The sequence below is a fragment of the Catellatospora methionotrophica genome (assembly GCF_011297335.1).
Lineage (GTDB): Bacteria > Actinomycetota > Actinomycetes > Mycobacteriales > Micromonosporaceae > Catellatospora > Catellatospora methionotrophica.
Map to the genome: position 1 here is coordinate 21067 of NZ_JAAOTJ010000017.1, position 19642 is coordinate 40708.

18 protein-coding genes and 1 pseudogene are annotated in these 19642 nt (G+C 71.1%); 17 read left to right on the top strand and 2 right to left on the bottom strand.

Features of this window, described 5'->3' with window-relative positions:
* Nucleotides 1-62 precede the first annotated feature (62 nt).
* Nucleotides 63-1667 (bottom strand): annotated as a pseudogene (locus HAV40_RS28960) (alkaline phosphatase D family protein).
* Between the two features lie 93 nt (nt 1668-1760).
* Between HAV40_RS28960 and ftsY the strand changes: the two are divergent.
* The 8 genes from ftsY to proS all read left to right on the top strand — a co-directional run bounded on the left by ftsY (nt 1761) and on the right by proS (nt 12887).
* Nucleotides 1761-2993: a signal recognition particle-docking protein FtsY gene (ftsY, locus tag HAV40_RS28965; RefSeq protein WP_166386776.1), complete on the top strand. Its 1233-nt coding sequence runs from the start codon at nt 1761-1763 to the stop codon at nt 2991-2993.
* Between the two features lie 36 nt (nt 2994-3029).
* Nucleotides 3030-3833, top strand: coding sequence for an aminoglycoside phosphotransferase family protein (locus tag HAV40_RS28970; protein WP_239086919.1), 804 nt, complete (start codon nt 3030-3032; stop codon nt 3831-3833).
* Nucleotides 3834-4162: 329 nt separating this feature from the next.
* Nucleotides 4163-5449: an ammonium transporter gene (locus HAV40_RS28975; RefSeq protein WP_166386994.1), complete on the top strand. Its 1287-nt coding sequence runs from the start codon at nt 4163-4165 to the stop codon at nt 5447-5449.
* Nucleotides 5450-5473: 24 nt separating this feature from the next.
* A complete protein-coding gene (locus HAV40_RS28980; protein WP_166386781.1) occupies nt 5474-5812 on the top strand; it encodes a P-II family nitrogen regulator in 339 nt (112 codons plus the stop codon).
* 33 nt (nt 5813-5845) lie between these two features.
* Nucleotides 5846-8119 (top strand): [protein-PII] uridylyltransferase, encoded by a 2274-nt coding sequence (locus HAV40_RS28985; RefSeq protein ID WP_166386783.1) that lies wholly within the window; start codon nt 5846-5848, stop codon nt 8117-8119.
* Between the two features lie 284 nt (nt 8120-8403).
* Nucleotides 8404-9969, top strand: coding sequence for a signal recognition particle protein (gene ffh / locus HAV40_RS28990; RefSeq protein ID WP_166386785.1), 1566 nt, complete (start codon nt 8404-8406; stop codon nt 9967-9969).
* 354 nt (nt 9970-10323) lie between these two features.
* Nucleotides 10324-11406 carry an amidohydrolase family protein gene (locus HAV40_RS28995; protein WP_166386787.1) on the top strand — a complete coding sequence of 361 codons (1083 nt, stop codon included), beginning with the start codon at nt 10324-10326 and terminating at the stop codon, nt 11404-11406.
* A gap of 71 nt (nt 11407-11477) precedes the next feature.
* Nucleotides 11478-12887 carry a proline--tRNA ligase gene (gene proS, locus HAV40_RS29000; RefSeq protein ID WP_166386789.1) on the top strand — a complete coding sequence of 470 codons (1410 nt, stop codon included), beginning with the start codon at nt 11478-11480 and terminating at the stop codon, nt 12885-12887.
* 53 nt (nt 12888-12940) lie between these two features.
* Here proS and HAV40_RS29005 read toward each other — a convergent pair whose 3' ends face one another.
* Nucleotides 12941-13294, bottom strand: coding sequence for a hypothetical protein (locus HAV40_RS29005; protein WP_166386791.1), 354 nt, complete (start codon nt 13292-13294; stop codon nt 12941-12943).
* A 200-nt stretch (nt 13295-13494) separates the two neighbouring features.
* Here HAV40_RS29005 and HAV40_RS29010 point away from each other — a divergent pair, with 200 nt between their 5' ends.
* The 9 genes from HAV40_RS29010 to lepB (HAV40_RS29050) all read left to right on the top strand — a co-directional run bounded on the left by HAV40_RS29010 (nt 13495) and on the right by lepB (HAV40_RS29050) (nt 19604).
* Entirely contained in the window at nt 13495-14148 is a 654-nt protein-coding gene (locus HAV40_RS29010; RefSeq protein ID WP_166386793.1) for a ribonuclease FAU-1 family protein, read from the top strand.
* 477 nt (nt 14149-14625) lie between these two features.
* Nucleotides 14626-15090: a 30S ribosomal protein S16 gene (gene rpsP / locus HAV40_RS29015; RefSeq protein ID WP_166386795.1), complete on the top strand. Its 465-nt coding sequence runs from the start codon at nt 14626-14628 to the stop codon at nt 15088-15090.
* Nucleotides 15062-15325 (top strand): RNA-binding protein, encoded by a 264-nt coding sequence (locus HAV40_RS29020; RefSeq protein WP_166386797.1) that lies wholly within the window; start codon nt 15062-15064, stop codon nt 15323-15325. Before rpsP ends, HAV40_RS29020 begins: the two co-directional genes overlap by 29 nt.
* An 18-nt stretch (nt 15326-15343) precedes the next feature.
* Nucleotides 15344-15862, top strand: coding sequence for a ribosome maturation factor RimM (rimM, locus tag HAV40_RS29025; protein ID WP_166386799.1), 519 nt, complete (start codon nt 15344-15346; stop codon nt 15860-15862).
* 5 nt (nt 15863-15867) lie between these two features.
* On the top strand, nt 15868-16638 hold the full coding sequence (trmD, locus tag HAV40_RS29030; RefSeq protein ID WP_166386801.1) for a tRNA (guanosine(37)-N1)-methyltransferase TrmD: 771 nt from the start codon (nt 15868-15870) through the stop codon (nt 16636-16638).
* Nucleotides 16639-16799: 161 nt separating this feature from the next.
* The gene (gene rplS / locus HAV40_RS29035) at nt 16800-17156 is read left to right on the top strand and encodes a 50S ribosomal protein L19 (protein ID WP_166386803.1); all 357 of its coding nucleotides are present in this window, start codon (nt 16800-16802) and stop codon (nt 17154-17156) included.
* 221 nt (nt 17157-17377) lie between these two features.
* Nucleotides 17378-18223: a signal peptidase I gene (lepB, locus tag HAV40_RS29040; protein WP_239086926.1), complete on the top strand. Its 846-nt coding sequence runs from the start codon at nt 17378-17380 to the stop codon at nt 18221-18223.
* A gap of 35 nt (nt 18224-18258) precedes the next feature.
* Nucleotides 18259-18894, top strand: a complete 636-nt coding sequence (lepB, locus tag HAV40_RS29045) for a signal peptidase I (protein ID WP_166386805.1) — start codon at nt 18259-18261, stop codon at nt 18892-18894.
* Between the two features lie 68 nt (nt 18895-18962).
* Nucleotides 18963-19604, top strand: a complete 642-nt coding sequence (gene lepB, locus HAV40_RS29050) for a signal peptidase I (protein WP_166386807.1) — start codon at nt 18963-18965, stop codon at nt 19602-19604.
* Nucleotides 19605-19642 lie beyond the last annotated feature (38 nt).

The window sequence follows — 19642 nt, forward strand, 5'->3', positions numbered from 1 at the left end:
GGCGTGTGGGCCGGTCGTGGGGTGGCTGGGCGCGGGTGTCGGAATGGCGACAGTGATCGGGGTCAGGGTGTGAGGTCGTAGCGGAGGGCGGGGGACAGGCCCTTGCCGTCGGCGGTGCCCTCGATGGTGACGGTCGCGGCGCGGCCGTGGTGGGTCAGCGTGGCGACGGCGCTGCCGAAGTACGGGCGGTCGTACGCCTTCCAGCGCACTCGGGGGCGGGGTACGCCGAGCAGGCGGGCGACCAGGGCCGCCGGGCCGGACAGGGCGCGCGACCAGCCGACCCGGAGCAGGGTGCGCATGACGCCTTGGATGCTCTGGTGCAGTGGTGAGCAGGTGATCTGGTGGACGGTCGCGGTCGCGCCGGGGACGGCGGCACGGGCGACTTACGAGTGGTGCACGTCGCCGCCGAGCACGCTCACCGTGGCGGGGCCCCGTACACCGGCGATCAGGGCGGTGAGCTCGTCGAAGGAGTGCCCGACGGCCGCCCAGTGCTCCAGGTCGTACTGCTGGCGCAGGCGTTCCATGCGGGGGAGCTTCGCGGCCAGCACCTCGATGACGGCCTCGCCGTGGTGGATGGTCGGGGCGAGCAGCCAGGGCAGCGAGCAGGCCAGCACGAGGTGGTCGCAGTCGGCGCGGGCCTGCTCGGCGAGGTCGTCCCAGTGCTCCTGGGGCCACATCCGGCGCGCGGGCCCGTCGAGCACCCGGTTGCCGCGGCAGTCGAGCATGACCAGCCGGGTCCGGCCGACGTCCACGGTGTACCCCCACGGGTAGGGGTCCGGCCCGGCAGGCGTCGCGACGCGCGTCGCGAACGCCGTGAGCACGGCCGTGGCGTCCTCGCCCGCCTGGACGCGGGTCCACACCGGGTCGCGGCGAAGCTGGTCGGGGGTGAGGTTGCCGAGGTGCTGGAACAGCCAGTAGGAGGCGATGCCGGTGGTGCTGCGCTCGTCCCACCAGGGCTCGCGGCGCACCGCGTCGAGCCAGGCGGCCGAGGAGTTCCAGTCGTCCATGATCTCGTGGTCATCGAAGATCATCACACTGGGTACGGTGGACAGCAGCCAGCGGACCGGCATCTCGCCCCACGACTCGTGGTAGAGGTGCACGTACTCGGCGAAGGTGACCACGTGGCCGTCGGGCGCGAACGGGGGCCGGGTCTGCCCGGCCAGCCAGTCGCGGGTCGAGGCGGACAGCCCGTCGGCGTAGATCTGGTCGCCGATCAGCGCCAGCAGGTCCGGCGGGTCGGCCGGTCCGGTCCGGGCCTGGGCGAGCAGCCGGTGCCCGAGCGCTTCGAGGGCGTCGGGATCGTGCCCGGCCTCGGCGTGCGTCTGCGCGCTGGCCTCGCGGCAGGACCCGAACGCGATCACCGCGTCGGTGTGTCCGGGATCGCGGATGGTGATCACCGAATCGGGGTATCCCGGCAGCGGCCAGACGGCCGCGTCGTCGAGTTCGACGGCGTACGACGTCGTGCCGGGCGGCAGCCCTCCCAGCACCACCAGTCCCACGTGCACCCCGAACGCCTCGAACGTGTCCGACGTCACGCTGGCCCCACCGGCCCGCACGCGCACCCGCGCGGGCCGGTCGGTCTGTACCCAGATGACCGCCTGGTCACCGTCGACGCGGCGCAGGAGGGGGCCGAGAAGGAGGTTCGCCACGCGGACATCCTCCGTGATCGGGGCGGTGGGAGCCAGGGCCGGGGCTGTCGTATCGGCGCGCTTGGCCTCCGGTGTCAGCCGGACGGCCCCAGGTTTGAGAGGATGCCGAGCATGAAAGACGCGCTCGTCCCCGTACTCGTGGTCATCGGCCTGCTGCTGCTGGCCGGGCTGACGCTGTTCCTCGTCCGCCGGCCGCGCCGCGGCGCGCTGCCGCCCACCGAGCAGCCGCGCCCGGGGATCGAGCGCGGGGAGCAGGTCCCGCCCAGCGTGATCACGGCTCCCGCGCCGGAGAAGGCCCCCGAGCGGGTCACGCCGACCAAGCCGGCCGTGCCCGCCCCGGCCCCGCCCGCCGCCGGTGAGACCGCACCGCCGGTCGAGGCGCCGCCCGCCCCGGCCGCGCCGGAGATCGAGCAGCCCGAGCCGACCGCGGGCCGCCTGGTGCGGCTGCGCGCGCGGCTGTCGCGCTCGCAGAACGTGTTCGGCAAGGGCCTGCTCGGCCTGCTGTCCCGCGACCACCTCGACGACGACGCGTGGGACGAGGTAGAGGAGAGCCTGATCAGCGCCGACGTGGGCGTGCAGGCGACCACCGAGATCGTGGCGAAGCTGCGCGAGCGCACCCGGGTGCTCGGCACCCGGACCAGCTCCGATCTGCGTACGCTGCTGACCGAGGAGCTGACCGAGGCGCTGGACCCGAAGCTGGACCGCTCGCTGCACACCGGTGTCGTCGACGGCAGGCCGTCGGTGATCCTGGTCGTCGGCGTGAACGGCGCGGGCAAGACCACCAGCTGCGGCAAGATCGCCCGGGTGCTGGTGGCCGACGGCCACACCGTGGTGCTCGGCGCGGCCGACACCTTCCGCGCGGCCGCCGCCGAGCAGCTGGCCACCTGGGGCAGCCGGGTCGGCGCGCAGGTCGTGCGCGGCCCCGAGGGCGGCGACCCGGCCGCCGTGGCGTTCGACGCGGTCAAGAAGGGCATCGAGGCGGGCGTCGACACCGTGCTCATCGACACCGCGGGCCGCCTGCAGAACAAGGTCGGCCTGATGGACGAGCTGGGCAAGATCAAGCGCGTGGTGGAGAAGCACGGCCCGGTGTCGGAGACCCTGCTGGTGCTCGACGCGACCGCGGGTCAGAATGGGTTGAGCCAGGCTCGGGTCTTCACCGAGGTCGCCGACGTCACCGGCGTGGTGCTCACTAAATTGGACGGCACGGCGAAGGGCGGTATCGTGATCGCGGTGCAGCGTGCTCTCGGCATTCCGGTGAAGCTGGTCGGCCTCGGCGAGGGCCCCGACGATCTGGCGCCCTTCGATCCGCAGCAGTTCGTCGCCGCCCTGCTGGGCGACGAGTGACGAACCGACGAGCGACGAGCAGCTGACGAGTCCATGGTGACAGCCCCTTTTCAGGATCCCACCGAGATCCCGCTGCGTGGCGGAAACGTCAGCACCGTGGTGCGGGTCGGCGAGACGGTCCGGCGCAACGCCGGCCCGTGGACCCCGACCGTGCACGCCCTGCTGCGCCATCTCGAGTACGCCGGGTTCACCGGCTCCCCGCGCGCCCTGGGCATGGACGAGCACAACCGCGAGGTGCTGTCCTACCTGCCGGGCGAGTGCGGGGAGTACCCGCTGGCCCCGCACTGGGTCACCGACGAGGCGCTGGTCACCGTGGCCACCATGCTGCGCATGTTCCACGACGCGCAGGCCGGTTTCCGTACGCCGCCGGGCGGGGTGTGGCGCTCGTTCGGGCCGCCCCCGCCGGACGCGGAGATCATCTGCCACCACGACGCCGCCCCGCACAACGTCATCTGGCGGCCGGACGGCACCCTCGCGATGATCGACTTCGACCTGGCGTCGCCCGGCTCGCGCATCTACGACGTGGCGTACGCCGCGTGGACCTGGGTGCCGATCTTCAGTGACCGGGACTCGATCACGCTCGGCTGGCACCGGCCGGACCGGCCCCGCCGGCTGCGCCTGTTCGCCGACGCGTACGGGCTGATCCCGCGCGACCGGCACCGCCTGGTGCGGACCATCCGCAAGCGCATCGTGGACCACGTCGAGGGCATCCGCCGCCTCGCCACCGCGGGGGAGCCCGCGTTCGTCCGGATCGTGCAGAAGGGCCACCTTCGGCGGCCGCTTCGCGACCTTCGGCTGATTGACTACGAGCGGTACACGCTGGAGCACGCACTGCGCTGAATCGCGCCATGAATGGTCTCCTCACGTGTGAACATTTCTTCACACGTACGAAACAGACCGTGACGTGCCGGAAACCGAGCAGCGTCATTGCGCGAAACAGGGGTTGGCAATGCTGCCCTCCAACCAGCACCGATGGCACTGCGGCGATCGGTCGGGGATGACACGAACGGCACTCCGCCGACACGGCGGAGCACCGCGGTCGCCCTCGGGGCTGGCTGGGAGGAACCCACTCACTTTAGGAGGGCAGCGTGCTGCTCGCTGAAGATCCGGTAGTGCTCAGCACCGGAAATACGGCCTGGATTCTCGCGTCGAGCGCCCTCGTGCTGCTGATGACGCCCGGTCTCGCACTGTTCTACGGTGGCATGACCAAGACCAAGAGCGTGCTCAACATGTTCATGATGAGCTTCTCCGCCATCGGTCTGGTCTCCATCCTGTGGCTGGTCTACGGCTTCTCCGTGGCGTTCGGCGACGACGTCAACGGGTTCTGGGGCAACGCGACCCAGTACCTCGGCTCCAACGTGCCGACCGACGCGCTCTGGGGCGCGCTCGACATCCCGGTGTACGTGTTCATCGCCTTCCAGATGATGTTCGCGGTCATCACCGTCGCGCTGATCAGCGGCGCGATCGCGGACCGGGCGAAGTTCGTCGGCTGGCTCGTGTTCGCGTTCGCCTGGGCCACCCTGGTCTACTTCCCGGTCGCGCACTGGGTGTGGGGCGGTGGCTGGATCGGTGCGAAGCTCGGCGCGCTCGACTTCGCCGGCGGCACCGCGGTGCACATCAACGCCGGTGCGGCCGCGCTCGCCCTGGCGATCGTCCTGGGCAAGCGGGTCGGCTGGCCCAAGGACAAGTTCAAGCCGCACAACGTCCCCATGGTGGCGCTGGGCGCGGGCCTGCTCTGGTTCGGCTGGTTCGGCTTCAACGCCGGTTCGGAGCTCGCCGCCGACGGCATCGCCGCGCTGGCCTTCATCAACACCCAGGTCGCCACGGCCGCCGCGCTCGTCGGCTGGCTGATCGTCGAGTGGATCCGTGACGGCAAGCCCACGCTGCTGGGTGCGTCCTCCGGCGCCATCGCCGGTCTGGTCGCGATCACCCCGGCCTGTGCCTTCATCACGCCGCTCGGCGCGGTCGGCCTGGGCATCGTCGCCGGTGTCGTCTGCGCGCTGGCGGTCAGCCTCAAGTACAAGCTCGGCTACGACGACTCGCTCGACGTGGTCGGCGTGCACCTGGTCGGCGGTCTGATCGGCTCGCTGGCGATCGGCCTCATCGGCACCGCCGCCGTCGGCGGCATCGCGGTCGACGGCCTGTTCTACGGCGGCGGCTTCACCCAGCTGGGCAAGCAGGCCATCGGCTCGTTCGCGGTGCTCGGGTACTCGTTCGTGGTGGCCCTGATCCTGGGCTTCCTGATCGACAAGACCATCGGGTTCCGGGTCTCCGCCGACGCCGAGCTCGAGGGCGTCGACGTGGTCGAGCACGCCGAGAGCGCGTACGACACCACGCCCTCCGGCGGCGGCAGCGGCGCCGGCGCCTTCGCCCTGGCCGGTATCGGCGCGGCGGGCAAGGCCCCCAAGGCCGAGGTGGAAGAGACGGCTCCGGTCACCGAAAAGGTCTCCGGCTAAGGTTCCCAGATGGAGGGGTTGAGCATGAAGCTGGTTACCGCCGTCATCAAGCCGTACCAGTTGGACGCGGTGAAGGAGGCCCTGCACGCCATGGGCGTCGCCGGGCTGACGGTCAGCGAGGTTCAGGGTTACGGCCGGCAGAAGGGCCACACCGAGGTGTACCGGGGTGCCGAGTACACGGTCGAGTTCCTGCCGAAGATCCGGATCGAGGTCGTCACGGACGAGCTGGACGTGGAGAAGGTCGTCGACTCCATCGTCACCGCCGCCCGCACCGGCAAGATCGGGGACGGAAAGGTCTGGGTCACCGAGGTATCCGAGGTGGTCCGGGTCCGCACCGGCGAGCGCGGACTCGACGCGCTCTGAGGTATCAGTCGTAACAACCTGAAAGAGGACCACATGGGCCCGGGGAACGTCGTAACTTCCGCATCGGAGGGCGCGGCGGGCCCCGGGCCCGACTACGCGCGGCTCGCCCAGCGCGACCAGGCCTCCATCGGCGCGGACGCCCGGCTCGCCCGCGCCGGGGTGCTCGACGGCTGGCTGCGGCGGCTGCTGCCGGACACCCCCGGCGTCGCCCTGGTGGCCGTCGGCGGGCTGGGCCGCCGCGAGTGCACCCCGCACGGCGACCTCGACCTGATCCTGGTGCACGCCGGGGTGCCGCGGGTCGACGAACTGGCCGCCTCGCTGTGGTACCCGATCTGGGACGCCCGGATGGGCCTGGACCACTCCACGCGTACCGTCGCCGAGTCGCTCGACGCGGCCCACGACGACGTCAAGGTCGCCCTAGGGCTGCTCGACGCCCGCCACATCGCCGGTGACCCGGCCCTGTCCGCCCAGCTCAGCCGCGCTGCGGTGGACCAGTGGCGGCGCACCGCCCGCCGCCAGCTGCTGCGGCTGCGCGAGCTGGTCGAGGAGCGCCACGCCGCCCACGGCGAGCTGGCGTACCTGCTCGAAGGAGACGTGAAGGAGGCCGCCGGCGGCCTGCGCGACGTCGGCGTGCTGCGCGGCATCGGCGTCGCCGGGGTCGCCGACGCGCTGCCGCCCCAGGTGCGCGCCGCCGCGACCCGGCTGCTCGACGTACGCGACGCGCTGCACGTCAGCATCGGCCGCCGCAACGACCGGCTGCGGGCCCAGGAGCGCCTGCAGGTCGCGGAGCTGCTCGGGCTCGCCGACGGCGACGCGCTGCTGCGCCGGATCGGGCTCGACGCGCGGGCCGTGTCCTGGTCGCTGACCGACGCCTGGCGCTCCGTGCAGCGCTGGACCGCCGCCGGAGCCCGCCACGGCGAACCGCGCCCCCGCGAGGCGGTGGCCGTACGCCGCCCGATCGCCCGCGACGTCGTCGCCGCCGACGGCGAGATCGTGCTCGCCCGCGCCGCCGTCGGCCCGCACCCCGACCCGTCGCTGTCGCTGCGCGTGGCCGCCGCCGCCGCCCAGCACCAGATGCCCATCGCCCGCGCCACCCTGGAATGGCTGGCCCGCTTCTGCCCGCCGCTGCCGACCCCGTGGCCCGCCTCGGCGCGCTCCGCACTGCTGACCCTGCTCGGCGCGGGCACCGGACTGGTCGCGGCCTGGGAGGCGTGCGACCGGTTCGGGCTGACCTCGACCTGGCTGCCGCAGTGGACCCGGCTGCGCGGCACCCCGCAGCACCACCCCGTACACCGCTTCACCCTCGACCGGCACCTGGTGCAGGCCGCCGCGAACGCCGCCACCTGGTCGCGCGAGGTCGCCCGGCCCGACCTGCTGGTGCTCGGCGCGCTGCTGCACGACGTCGGCAAGGGCCTGCCCGGCGACCACAGCGAGGTCGGCGCGGAGCTGGCCCGCGAGATCGCCACCGCGATCGGGCTGCCGACCGCCGACGTGGACACGATCGCCGCGCTGGTGCGATACCACCTGGTGCTGCCCGACACCGCGACCCGCCGCGACCTCGACGACCCCGCGACGATCAACTACGTCGCCAAGCTCGTCGGGGACACCGGCACCCTGGACCTGCTGCAGATGCTCGCCCGCTCCGACGCCCAGGCCACCGGCCCGGCCGCCTGGTCGGGCTGGAAGTCGAAGCTCATCGACGACCTGTGCGCGCGGGTACGCAAGGTGCTCGGCGGCGGGCAGCTGCCCGAGCCGACCCCACCCGACCCGGCGCTGCTGGCCGGGCCGCTGCCCGTGGTGCAGGTCGCCGACGACTGGGTGGCGCTGGCCGCGCACGACCGCGTCGGGCTGCTCGCCGCGGTTGCGGGTTGCCTGGCCACGCACAAGCTGGAGATCGTCGCCGCGGGCACCTCAACGATCGGCGAGCGGGCCATCATCGAGTGCGCGGTGAACAACCGCTACGGCGCACCACCGGACCGGGAACTGCTGGCCGCGGACCTGCGCCGGGTCGGGCTGGACCAGCTGCCGCTGCCCCGCCGCCTGGGCGGCGCGGGCGGCCGTAAGCCGGTCACCGGAGCCGAGCCGCGGGTGATCTGGGGCGAGGCCACCGGCGCGACCCTGCTCGAACTGCGCGCCACGGACTCGCCCGGCCTGCTCTACCGGGTCACCTCGGCACTGGCCGCACTCGGCGTCGACGTGCGCACCGCCCGCGTCTCCACCCTCGGCGCCGACGTCGTCGACGCCTTCTACCTCGTCGGCGACGTCGACCGCGACGCCGCCGAAGCCGCCGTCCTCGCCGCCGCCTGACCCGGCCCGGCCGACCTGGTCGGGCTTCGCGGTCAACCCGCGTCAGTCGCGAAGATCGCCGTTTGCGGTCAAAACCTGGAGTCCAACCGCAGGTTTTGACCGCAAACGGCGATCTTGGGCAGCGGGGCCGCGGGTGGTGGGCGGGGCGGTTCGGGGGGCTGGGCAGGTGGGTATGGGGCGACCGGGCGGCAGTGGGATCGGGCCGTGAGGGCAGCGGCTACCCTTACCAGGGCTGCCTGTGGCCGCTCATTCTGACGAACTCGACCCATTGGGGATGTTGCGCTGTGTTTGACACCCTGAGCGACCGGCTCTCCGGCATCTTCTCCAAGCTGCGGAGCAAGGGCCGGCTCACCGACGCCGACGTGGACGCCACCGCCCGGGAGATCCGGCTGGCGCTGCTGGAGGCGGATGTCGCCCTGCCGGTGGTGAAGGCCTTCATCTTCCGGCTCAAGGAGCGGGCGCGCGGCGCGCAGGTCTCGCAGGCGCTCAACCCCGCCCAGCAGATCATCAAGATCGTGCACGAGGAGCTGGTCGCGGTCCTCGGTGGGGAGGCGCGGCGGCTCCAGTTCGCCAAGCAGCCGCCCACCGTGATCATGCTGGCCGGTCTGCAGGGTTCCGGTAAGACCACGCTCGCGGGCAAGCTCGCCCGCTGGCTCAAGGCCCAGGGCAACCAGCCGCTGCTGGTCGCCTGCGACCTCCAGCGCCCGAACGCCGTCAATCAGCTGCAGGTGCTCGGCCAGCGCGCGGGCGTCGAGGTGTACGCGCCGGAGCCCGGCAACGGCACCGGCGACCCCGTACAGGTCGCCAAGGACTCGATCGAGCACGCCCGCCGCCACATGCGCGACATCGTGATCGTCGACACCGCCGGTCGTCTCGGCATCGACACCGAGATGATGGCGCAGGCCGCCGCGATCCGTGACGCGGTCAACCCGGACGAGGTCATCTTCGTCATCGACGCGATGGTCGGCCAGGACGCGGTGGCGACCGCGGAGGCGTTCCGCGACGGCGTGGGCATCACCGGCGTCGTGCTCTCCAAGCTCGACGGCGACGCCCGCGGTGGTGCCGCGCTGTCCGTGCGGGAGGTCACCGGCCAGCCGATCCTGTTCGCGTCCACCGGCGAGAAGCTGGAGGACTTCGACGTCTTCCACCCCGACCGGATGGCCAGCCGCATCCTGGGCATGGGCGACGTGCTGACCCTCATCGAGCAGGCCGAGCAGGCCTTCGACGAGGATCAGAAGGAGAAGATGGCGGCGAAGCTGCTCGGGGGCGAGCAGTTCACGCTGGAGGACTTCCTGGACCAGCTCATCGCCGTACGCCGGATGGGTCCGATCGCGAACCTGCTGGGCATGATGCCGGGCATGGGCCAGATGAAGGACCAGCTGGCCGAGCTGGACGACAGCCACTTCGACAAGGTCACCGCGATCATCCGCTCGATGACGCCGGGCGAGCGGACCACGCCGAAGATCCTCAACGGCTCGCGCCGGGCCCGTATCGCCCGCGGTTCCGGGGTCACCGTCACCGACGTGAACCAGCTGCTCAACCGCTTCGAGCAGGCGCAGAAGATGATGAAGCAGATGGGCGGCATGATGGGCCTGCCCGGCGGCGGCCGCCGCAAGGCGACCAAGTCGCCCAAGAACAAGCGCAAGGGCACCAAGAGCGGCGGCGGTCCGCGCGGCGGTTTCCCGGCCGGTCTGCCCGGCATGGGCGGCGGCATGCCGCAGCTGCCCCCGGGCATGGACCCGGCGGCGCTGGAGCAGCAGATGGGGATGGGCGGCGGCAGCCCGTTCAAGGCGCCGAAGCTCGACTTCGGCAAGCTGATGAAGGGCGACGACAAGGACAAGGACAAATAGGTCCGGTCCGTCCCGCACTTTTTTCGAAGATCGCCACCTCAGGGTCCGCTACCGGTCACCCCCCGACGCCGGGCCTGAGGTGGCGATCTTCGTCTGCATGGGATCGATGCATGCAGTCGGGGAGGCGCCGGCACAGTTGCTGACTGCCATCACTCAGCTGTGCCGACGCCCCGCGCCTGGATCCATTATCGAACACATGTTCGAACAAGGCAAGCGAACCTGCTCGATCGACGCCGACCCCTCCCCGTTCGGGTGACGCGGGAGCGATCGGGCGGTGCGCGTCCACGATGTGGCGGCGATGGCGATGGCGCACACCATGGACGGCAGTGATCAAGTGTGTGGCACAGTGCCTACATGGCGACGGCACTGCATGTGCGGGGCGTGGTACTCCCCGACGACGAGGTCCGTGATCTGTGGCTGGTCGGCGACCGGGTGACCCGCACCCCGGTGCCGGGGGCGCAGACGGTCGCCGACGGCGGCTACGTGCTGCCCGGCCTGGTGGACGCCCACTGCCACATCGGCATCGCGCCTGGCGGGACCCCGGTGACCAGCCTGGAGCAGGCCCGGGAGCTGGCCTTCATGGACCGTGACGCCGGAGTGCTGGCGATCCGGGACGCGGGCTCGCCGTTCCCGTACGCCCAGCTGGACGACGACCACGACGTGCCGCGACTGGCCCGCGCGGGCCGGCACGTCGCCCCGCCGCGCCGGTATCTGCCCGAGATCGGGGTCGAGGTGCCCGCGGACCAGGTCGCGGCAGAGGTGACCCGGCAGGCGGCGGCGGGCACGGGCTGGGTGAAGCTGGTCGGCGACTGGATCGACCGCGATCGCGGCGACCTCGCGCCCGCCTGGGACGAGGCCACGCTCACCGCGGCGGTCGGGGCGGCGCACGCGGCCGGAGCGCGGATCACCGCGCACTGCTTCGAGGAGTCGAGCGTCGCGACGCTGGTCCGCGCGGGCATCGACTGCGTCGAGCACGGCACCGGGCTGTCCACCGACCTGCTGGACGAGATGGCACGCCGGGGGACCGCCCTGGTGCCCACGATGATCAACATCGACACGTTCGGGCACATCGCGGAGCGGGCCGAGGCGAAGTTCCCCGGATACGCCAAGCACATGCGCGCGCTGCGGGACCGGTTCCCGGCCGTGGTGTCGGCGGCGCACGAGGCCGGGGTGCCGATCTACGTCGGCTCCGACGCGGGCGGCGGCATCGCGCACGGCCTGGCCGCGCAGGAGATGCTGCGCCTGCACGCGGCCGGGATGTCCGCGTCCGACGTGCTGGCGGCCGGTTCCTGGGGCGCCCGCGACTGGCTCGGCTTCCCCGGCCTCACCGAAGGCGGCCTGGCCGACCTGACCGTCTACACCGAGGACCCGCGCCGCGACCTGCGTACCCTGCTCCGCCCACAGCGCATCGTGCTGCGCGGCCGGGTCGTCCGCTGACCCGACCGCGGCGCGGGACACGGGCGGGCTGCGGGGAGCGGGCCCGGCGCGGGTCAGTAGGATGACCCGCTATGGCGCGTGTGCTCACTCCCCGGGCGGAAGACTTTCCCCGCTGGTATCAGGACCTGATCTCCAAGGCTCAGCTGGCCGACAACGGCCCGGTCCGGGGCACGATGGTCATCCGGCCGACGGCGTACTCCATCTGGGAGCGCATGCAGGCCGACATGGACGCCCGGATCAAGGCGGCGGGCGCGGAGAACGCGTACTTCCCGCTGTTCATCCCTGAGAGCTACCTCAAGCGCGAGGCCGAGCACGTCGAAGGCTTCTCGCCCGAGCTCGCGGTCGTCACCCACGGCGGCGGCAAGCAGCTGGCCGAGCCGGTCGTGGTGCGCCCGACCAGCGAGACCGTCATCGGCGAGTTCATGGCCAAGTGGGTCGACTCCTACCGTGACCTGCCGCTGCTGCTCAACCAGTGGGCCAACGTGGTCCGCTGGGAGATGCGCCCGCGGATCTTCCTGCGCACGTCGGAGTTCCTGTGGCAGGAGGGGCACACCGCCCACGCCACCGAGGCCGACGCCAAGGCATACACCCTGAAGATCCACCACGAGGTGTACGAGCGCCACATGCGTGAGCTGCTCGCCATCCCGGTCGTGCTGGGCCGCAAGACCAACCGTGAACGCTTCGCGGGCGCCACCAGCACGTACACGCTGGAGGCCATGATGGGCGACGGCAAGGCGCTGCAGATGGGCACCTCACACGAGCTCGGCCAGAACTTCGCCAAGGCCTTCGACGTGGCCTACTCGTCGCAGGCGGGCACCCGCGAGCACGCCTGGACGACCTCCTGGGGCACCTCGACCCGCATGCTCGGCGGCCTGATCATGTGCCACGGCGACGACAGCGGCATGCGGGTCCCGCCCGCGCTCGCGCCGATCCAGGCGCTGGTGACCGTGGTCAAGGAGACCGACGGCTCGATCACCGCCGCGGCTCGCGCGCTGGTCGACGACCTGGCCGCGGCCGGGGTCCGGGTCAAGCTCGACGACCGGGTCGACACCCCGTTCGGCCGCCGCGCCGTCGACGCGGAGCTGAAGGGCTACCCGATCCGGGTCGAGGTCGGCCCGCGCGACCTGGCCGAGGGCCGCGTCGTGCTGGTGCGCCGCATCGACGGCTCGAAGACCCCGCTGCAGCTCGGCGAGACGGTCGGCGCGGTCACCGCCGCGCTGGAGGCCGACCAGAAGGCGCTGTACGACGAGGCGCTGGCGCGTCGCGAAGCCAACACCGTCGAGGTGTCCACGCTGGACGAGGCCATGGAGGCGGCGGGCACCGGCTGGGCACGCGTGCCGTGGTCGGCGGTCGGCGTCGACGGCGAGGCGAAGGCCAACGAGCGCGCGATCACGGTGCGCTGCCTGTTCCGGGCCGACGGCTCGGTCCCGGCCTCCCAGGACGAGCCCGACCTGACCGCGATCCTGGCCCGCTCGTACTGATCCGAACGACACGAGAGCGGCCCCCGTCAGGCTCGGGGGCCGCTCTCGTCATGTCACGCGACCGGTTGCTCCGGCAGGCGCGACAGGATCACCTCGAGCTTGTCCTTGATCAGCGTCACGTCGGTCTTCAGGCCCGCGACGTCGGTCTTCAGGCCGGCGACGTCGTCGTCCAGTGCCGAGAAGCGGGTGTTCATCTCGGCGCGGGTGTCGTCGAGATCGCGCCGCAGCCCCGTGAGGTCGGACCGGTGCTGCTGGTGGTAGACGGTGTGTCGTTCCAGCATCGCCGTGTGCTTGTGCTGGATCGCGGCGATCTCGCCGACCTGCACGATGACCACGGTGGCATCCTCGTCGATCTTGGGGATGCGCCTGTGCTCGGCGTGCTGGTGCTGTTCGATGGGAATCGACATTCCCATTCCTCCTGAGTGTGGAGAACGGACAGGACTCAGGCATGTGGCAGGCTCGTCGATCCGGCCCGGTCGCCCGGACGAGTGCCACCCATCCCGCTCCTGTGTGAGCGGGCCGGGACAGGCCGCTGCTGTGCATCGCGGCAGGGTCGACTCTAGTGTCGTACGACTTGGTCAATCAAGTTCTTCGCTAGGGTTGGCACATGCGCTTCGAACCCGGACGGGTGATCCTGCACCGCCACTTCCACGGCCACCGGATCGGCCTGCTCAAGACCGCCGTGGTCGCCGCCGACGACGAGCAGGGCCTGCTGCTGTGGGTGCCGCGCGGCGCGCCGATGCTGGACCGGCTGGCCGTTGACCGGCGCGGCCTGCGGGCCATGCCGTTCTCGGAGTGGATCGAGACGGAGACGAAGCTCTGGGAGGTCACCTGGTCGGGCCCGAGCCTGCTCAAGTGGCTGCCGCGCGGTGAGGACCACTCGGTGTGGTTCTTCCGCGACGAGGACGGCCGCTTCACGAAGTGGTACGTCAACCTGGAGGAGTCCGGACAGCGGTGGGACGACGGCCACGTCGCGGGCGTCGACATCGTGGACCAGGACCTCGACATCGTGGTCACCCCCGACCGGTCCTGGCGCTGGAAGGACGAGGAGGAGTTCACCGAGCGCCTGGCGTACCCGCAGCACTACTGGGTGGCCGACGGCGACGGGGTGCGGGCCGAGGGCGAGCGCGTGGTCAAGCTGATCGAGGCGGGCGCGTTTCCGTTCGACGGCACCTGGTGTGACTTCCAGCCTGACCCGTCCTGGTCGGTGCCCGCCGAGGTCCCCGGGGGCTGGGACCGCCCCCGCACCCACCCCGCCTGACGGCTCCGCCGCCACCCGATCGGCTCTTCTCGCCGCCCGCGACGCCTCACGGCCCATGATCGCTGTTTCCGGTCAACATCCGCAGTTGGACCGCGCATGCTGACCGGAAACGGCGATCATGCTCACGGTGAGACGGCGCGACAGGGCTGTGCGGTCACGGGCGGGTCGGTAGGGCCGCCCGGATCCGGGCCGACGGGGTGCGGCTCGTCGAGATCGCCGAGGCGGGGCGGTTCCCGTTCGACGGGACCTGGTGTGATTTCCGTCCCGATCCCGCCTGGCCGGTGCCGCGGCGCACAGCGGGTGGGGACCGCCCGCGTGCGATCCGTCCGGTTCCGTCTGGCAGAATGACTAGCTGATATTCGGTGCGTTTCCGGCTGCCCTCTAACTTCCGGGGCGCGGCGATGTCTCGAGCAACGGAGCCCGGCAACCCCACGCAGGGCGATGGCGCTCACCTCAATCCCACAGGAGTGTAAAACCGTGGCCGTTCGTATCCGGCTTCTGCGGATGGGCAAGATCCGCAACCCGCAGTACCGCATCGTCATCGCCGACTCGCGTACCAAGCGCGACGGCAAGGCGATCGAGTACGTCGGTATCTACCAGCCGAAGGAAGACCCTTCGGTCATCGAGGTCAAGTCGGACCGGGTGCAGCACTGGCTGTCGGTCGGCGCGCAGCCGAGCGAGTCCGTGATCGCCATCCTGTCCAAGACCGGCGACTGGCAGAAGTTCAAGGGCCTGCCGGCCCCGCCGCCGCTGCTGGTGGCCGCGCCGAAGGCCGACCGTAAGGCGACCTACGAGGCCGCCGCCCAGGCTGCCGCAGGTCTCGAGCCCGCCAAGGCCGCCCCGGCCAAGAAGGCCCCCAAGGCCGAGAAGGCTGCCGAGCCGGTAGCCGAGGCCAAGGCTGAGGAGCAGACTGTTGCGGCCGGCGACGACCAGCAGAACTGACGCGGCGCTCCGGCCCGCGCTGGAGCACCTCGTCAAGGGCATCGTGGACCACCCGGACGACGTCCGGGTGCGCATGGTCGACAACCGTCGCGGGCCGCGGCTGGAGGTCCGGGTTCACCCCGAGGACCTCGGCACGGTCATCGGCCGTGGTGGTCGTACCGCACGGGCCCTGCGCCAGGTGGTCGGCTCGGTCGGCGGCAAGGGCATCCGTGTCGACATCGTCGACGCGTTCTGACGGCGGATCAGCAGTCACATGCTTCTGATCGTCGGACATGTCATGCGCGCGCACGGCATCCGGGGCGAGGTCCTGGTGCATCCGCGCACTGACGAGCCCGCGTTGCGCTTCGCGGTGGGCTCGACGCTGGTCGTCGAGCCCGCCGTGGCGGGACTGCCGGGCACACTCACGGTGGAGGAGGCGCGCCCGCACTCGGGCGAGCTCATCGTCACCTTCGCGGAGATCGCGGACCGCAACACGGCCGAGCTGGCCAAGAGCGCGGTCCTCAACGTCGACTCCGAGCACGTTCCCGCTCCGGAGGACCCGGACGAGTTCCTGGACCACCACCTGGTCGGGCTCGACGTGGTCACCGTCGGGGGCGAGCCGCTGGGCAAGGTCGTCCGCATCGACCACGCGCCCGCGTCGGATCTGCTGGTCGTACGCATGCCCGACGGCCGTACCGGTCTCATCCCGTTCGTCAGCGCCATCGTGCCCGAGGTGGACGTGCCCGGGGGCCGGATCGTCGTCGACCCGCCCGGCGGGCTGTTCGACCTGTGACGGCCATGCGCGTCGACGTCGTCAGCATCTTCCCCGAGTACTTCGCCCCGCTGGAGCTGTCGCTCATCGGCAAGGCGCGCACCACCGGGGTGCTCGACCTGCACCTGCACGACCTGCGCGGGTGGACGCACGACGTGCACCGCACCGTCGACGACACCCCGTACGGCGGGGGGCCGGGCATGGTGATGCGGCCCGAGCCGTGGGGGCAGGCCCTCGACGAGCTGGTGCCGGAGGGCGCCGCGGCGCGGCTGGTCGTCCCGTCGCCCGCGGGCGCCCCGTTCACCCAGGCCACCGCGTACGAGCTGGCGGCCGCGCAGCACCTGGTCTTCGCGTGCGGCCGGTATGAGGGCATCGACCAGCGGGTGCTGGACCACGCCGCGGAGCGGATGCCGGTCAGCGAGGTGTCGCTGGGTGACTATGTGCTGTTCGGCGGCGAGGTCGCGGTGCTGGTGATGCTGGAGGCGATCACCCGGCTGATCCCGGGCGTGCTCGGCAACGCCGACTCGCTGGCCGACGAGTCGCACGCGCACGGGCTGCTGGAGACGCCGGTCTACACCAAGCCGCAGTCGTGGCGCGGGCACGACGTGCCCGACATCCTGCGCTCGGGCGACCACGGCAAGATCGCCCGCTGGCGGCGTGACCAGGCGCTGCTGCGTACCGCCACCCGGCGGCCCGACCTGCTGGCGGCGCTGGACCCGGCCGCGCTGGACAAGCGTGACCTCGCGCTACTCGACGGGGCTGGATTTCCGGCCCGCCGGGTCGATGTGGCAGAGTAGAGGGGTTGCCGTCCGCGGACGGTGACGTATGCCGTCTGTCGCGCACGCCGTGCACGACGACGAGGACTCCAGCCGACCGCCGCCCCGTGCGGCACGAGCCTGGGTCAGTATCGCCCACACGCGTATCGGCAGCCGATGCGCTGAGATTCAAGGATGCAGCGATGCAAACGCTGGACGTACTTGACGCCGCCTCCCTGCGGACCGACCTTCCCCTGTTCCGGGCTGGTGACACCGTCAAGGTGCACGCCCGGGTCGTCGAGGGCAACCGGTCCCGTGTGCAGGTCTTCCAGGGCGTCGTGATCCGCCGCCAGGGCTCGGGCCTGCGCGAGACCTTCACGGTCCGCAAGCTGAGCTTCGGCGTGGGTGTCGAGCGCACCTACCCGCTCCACGGGCCCGCCATCGACCGGGTCGAGGTCGTGACCCGCGGTGACGTGCGCCGTGCCAAGCTCTACTTCCTGCGCGACCTGCGCGGCAAGAAGGCGAAGATCAAGGAGCTGCGCGAGGCCAAGGTCTCCTGAGACCACGGCATCGACGATCACGGGCGGTGACCCCCTGCGGGGTCGCCGCCCGTTTCGCGTACCCGATGGTTTGTCAAGGCTGTGTTTCACTGGCCGATCGGGACTCCCGAAAAGTTCTCTCTTCTTCTAGGCTTGCGGCCGACATCACGTAGTGGCGAACTTCACGAGCGGCGGCAGCTGTGGCACTCCTCCCCACCGACAGGCCATCCCACGACGACGGCATCACGGGCGAGCAGTGGAAGAAGCGCCGCCGCCGCAGCCGTCGCGGGCGCAAGGGCATGCCGCTGTGGCAGGAACTTCCGCTGCTGCTGGTGGTGGCGTTCTGCCTGGCGGTGCTCATCCGCACCTTCCTGATGCAGGCGTTCTACATCCCGTCCGGTTCGATGGAGGACACCCTGCTGGTCGGCGACCGCGTGCTGGTCAACAAGGTGGTGTACGAGTTCCGCGACCCCGCGCGCGGTGAGGTCATCGTCTTCAAGGGCCCTGACAACTGGGCCCCGGAGAACGGCCTCGACCCCGACGCCGGTTTCTTCTCCAAGCTCGGCCGGACGGTCGGCGACCTGGTCGGCATCAGCCAGCCCGGGGAGAAGGACTTCATCAAGCGGGTCGTCGGGCTGCCCGGCGACCGGGTGTCCTGTTGCGACGTCGACGGCCGGATCTACGTCAACGGCGTCCCCATCGACGAGCCGTACGTGATCCGCAACTCCCCGCGCGGCGACAAGGGCGACAAGACCTGCAACACCCGCGACTTCGACGAGGTCATCGTCGATCCCGGCATGCTGTTCGTGATGGGCGACCACCGTCTGGTGTCACAGGACTCGCGCTGCCAGGGTCAGGTGCCGATCGACGACGTCATCGGCAAGGCGATGGTCGTCGCGCTGCCGTTGAGCCGCTGGGACTCGGTGGCCCACCAGGAGGTCTTCGACAAGGTGCCCGACGCGAATCTGACAGCGGGCGCCGCCGGGCCCGGCCCCGGCGCGTCGGTGTCGCTGGCACTGCCGCTGCTGCTCGGGGCGGTCGTGGTACGCCGCAGGCTTACACGCGACAGGGCAACACAGCTTCGGTGATCGTCGTTTTCAGTTTCGCCGCGTAGGCTCCCTGCGTGATTGACGAGCAGACCAAAAGCAGCAAGGGATCGTTCTGGCGCGAGCTGCCGATCCTGCTGGGTGTGGCCATCATCGTGGCATTCCTGGTGCGGCAGTTCGTGGTGCAGACGTTCTTCATCCCCTCGGGGTCCATGGAGCACACGCTGGACCTCGACGACCGGGTGCTGGTCAACAAGCTCGTCTATGACTTCCGCACGCCGGAACGCGGCGAGATCATCGTCTTCGTGTCACCCGAAAGCTGGCGGAACACCCCCGAGCACGAGGATTACATCAAACGGGTGATCGGTGTGCCCGGCGACCGCGTCGTGTGCTGCGACCCGCAGGGCCGCATCCAGATCAACGGCCACCCGCTCGACGAGCCGTACGTCTACCCGGGCAACAAGATGGCGCCCGAGGAGTTCGACGTCACCATTCCCGAGGGCCGGTTGTGGGTGATGGGCGACCATCGCGAGGCCTCGGGCGACTCGCTGGCCAACTACAACAACCACGGCCAGAACATCGAGGAGGCCACCATTCCGCTGGACTCCGTGATCGGGCGGGCCTTCGTGCTGTTCTGGCCGTTCAGCCGTACGACGTGGCTGACGGTGCCGGAGACGTTCGAGGGCGTGCCGGAGCCGCCGTCCGGAGGCTGACGGTCCGGAGGCTGACACAGGGTGGAGCGGGGGTCACCGGGCGCGCGTGGGACGCGTAGGCTCCGCGCATGATCGACGACGAGAAGAAGCCGCGCGGCGGCCGGGGATCCTTCTGGAAAGAACTGCCGGTCCTGCTGGTGGTGGCCCTCGTCGTCGCCCTGCTGGTGCGGCAGTTCGTGGTGCAGACGTTCTACATCCCGACCGGCTCGATGGAGCAGACGCTGCTCATCGACAACCGGGTGCTGGTCAACAAGCTCGCCTACGAGTTCGGCGAGCCGGAGCGGGGCCAGATCATCGTCTTCGAGGCCCCGGAGACCTGGCGCAGCTCCACCGAGCAGGAGGACTTCATCAAGCGGGTCATCGGCCAGCCCGGTGACCACGTGGTCTGCTGCGACGCGCAGGGCCGGATCACCGTCAACGGCCAGCCGCTGGACGAGCCGTACGTGTATCCGGGCAACAAGGCGGCCCCGTCGCCGTTCGACATCACGGTGCCCGCGGGGCGGGTCTGGGTGATGGGCGACCACCGCGAGGCGTCGGCGGACTCGCTGGCCAACTACAACGGCCACAACCAGGACATCATGCAGGCCACGATCCCGCTGGACGCGCTCGTCGGGCGGGCCTTCGTGCTGTTCTGGCCGTTCGGCAGGGCCACCTGGCTGACCGTGCCGGAGACCTTCGACGCCGTGCCGGATCCGTCACCCGGCAAGTGAGGCGGCCGCGCCCGGAGTGCGCCGGGCCGGGCGTACGA

What these genes read in the sequence shown, in the direction of transcription:
- ftsY (WP_166386776.1), top strand. Translation starts at nt 1,761, where the DNA reads ATGAAAGACGCGCTCGTCCCCGTACTCGTGGTCATCGGCCTGCTGCTG.
- HAV40_RS28975 (WP_166386994.1), top strand. Translation starts at nt 4,163, where the DNA reads ATGACGCCCGGTCTCGCACTGTTCTACGGTGGCATGACCAAGACCAAG.
- HAV40_RS28980 (WP_166386781.1), top strand. Translation starts at nt 5,474, where the DNA reads ATGAAGCTGGTTACCGCCGTCATCAAGCCGTACCAGTTGGACGCGGTG.
- HAV40_RS28985 (WP_166386783.1), top strand. Translation starts at nt 5,846, where the DNA reads ATGGGCCCGGGGAACGTCGTAACTTCCGCATCGGAGGGCGCGGCGGGC.
- HAV40_RS28995 (WP_166386787.1), top strand. Translation starts at nt 10,324, where the DNA reads ATGGCGACGGCACTGCATGTGCGGGGCGTGGTACTCCCCGACGACGAG.
- proS (WP_166386789.1), top strand. Translation starts at nt 11,478, where the DNA reads ATGGCGCGTGTGCTCACTCCCCGGGCGGAAGACTTTCCCCGCTGGTAT.
- HAV40_RS29005 (WP_166386791.1), bottom strand. Translation starts at nt 13,294, where the DNA reads ATGTCGATTCCCATCGAACAGCACCAGCACGCCGAGCACAGGCGCATC.
- HAV40_RS29010 (WP_166386793.1), top strand. Translation starts at nt 13,495, where the DNA reads ATGCGCTTCGAACCCGGACGGGTGATCCTGCACCGCCACTTCCACGGC.
- rimM (WP_166386799.1), top strand. Translation starts at nt 15,344, where the DNA reads ATGCTTCTGATCGTCGGACATGTCATGCGCGCGCACGGCATCCGGGGC.
- trmD (WP_166386801.1), top strand. Translation starts at nt 15,868, where the DNA reads ATGCGCGTCGACGTCGTCAGCATCTTCCCCGAGTACTTCGCCCCGCTG.
- rplS (WP_166386803.1), top strand. Translation starts at nt 16,800, where the DNA reads ATGCAAACGCTGGACGTACTTGACGCCGCCTCCCTGCGGACCGACCTT.
- lepB (WP_166386807.1), top strand. Translation starts at nt 18,963, where the DNA reads ATGATCGACGACGAGAAGAAGCCGCGCGGCGGCCGGGGATCCTTCTGG.